A 1,245-nucleotide genomic window follows, 5' to 3' on the forward strand; every position below is an offset into this window, starting at 1 on the left:
TCCATGCCTTATATGACAAGATCTACAGAACAGATATCTTACAAGAAGCTTGGAGTCGAGTTAGGGCAAACAAAGGAGCCTCAGGAGTAGATGGAGAAACACTAGCGGACATTGAGAAGCTAGGTGTAGATTCATTCCTTCAAGAATGTCAGGAGCAGTTGAAACAGGGGAACTACCATCCCCAGCCTGTAAGACGACAATACATCCCGAAGAAGGATGGCAAGCCAAGACCACTAGGTATCCCAACTGTGAGAGATCGCGTCGTACAAATGGCAATGAAACTCATCATCGAACCCATATTCGAAGCAGACTTTCAAGAAGTCTCCTTTGGATTCAGACCGAAAAGAAGTGCCAAGCAAGCGCTCGAACGAATCCGTAAAGCATGCAATCGCAAAGGAAACTGGGTGGTCGATGTCGACATCCAAGGCTACTTTGACAACATCAACCAAGACAAGCTCATGAAGCTAGTTGAGATGCGCATTAATGACAGACGAGTTCTAAAGTTAATTCACAAATGGTTGCAAGCGGGAGTAATGGAAGAAGGAACTATTCGGCGCTCCGATCTAGGCACTCCGCAGGGTGGAGTGATCTCACCCCTACTCGCGAATATCTACCTGAACTACTTCGACGTGTTATGGGAAAGACATGGAAAAGGAATCGGAGAACTAACACGTTACGCAGATGATCTTGTGGTCATCTGCAAAACGAAGAAGGATGCCGACCATGCCTATAAGCTAATTCGTACCATTATGGAGCGACTAGAGCTGACTTTACACCCGACAAAAACACGAATCGTAGGATTATGGACAGGGGAAGAAGGTTTTGATTTCTTAGGCATGCATCACCGTAAAACAAAGGCGGAAACGTCGACGAGCAGGGTTTACTTTACGACACAACAGTGGTTAGCGAAGAAAGCAGATGAGCGTATCCGTGAGGTGGTAAAGGGTAGACTCGCACCACCTAAGATGCGTACATTCTCCATTTCTGAACATATCGCATGGCTAAATCCGAAGATTATGGGATGGCGTAATTACTACTACACCAACTACAGTCAGCGGAAGCTGGCCAAGTTGGATTGGTATATTCTGCAAAGGCTAACACGATGGTACGCCAAGAAAAGACAAAGACCAAGATGGATAGGGTTAATTCGAGAAGTGAGTTTTCTAGCCAAACAAAATGGATTAAGGACATTACTGTAATCTGCATGCGCATGAAAGAAGAACATCGGAAAGCCGTATGAGGGAA

The 1,245-nt window shown here is 45.5% G+C and carries 1 protein-coding gene; it reads left to right on the forward strand.

Going from position 1 to position 1,245, the window contains the following annotated elements:
* The coding region (gene ltrA / locus GC093_RS30555; protein WP_171655729.1) for a group II intron reverse transcriptase/maturase at positions 1–1,199 on the forward strand (1,199 nt) is incomplete at its 5' end.
* Positions 1,200–1,245: the final 46 nt, after the last annotated feature.

Origin of the sequence: Paenibacillus foliorum, from assembly GCF_013141765.1 — a bacterium.
GTDB lineage: Bacteria > Bacillota > Bacilli > Paenibacillales > NBRC-103111 > Paenibacillus_S > Paenibacillus_S foliorum.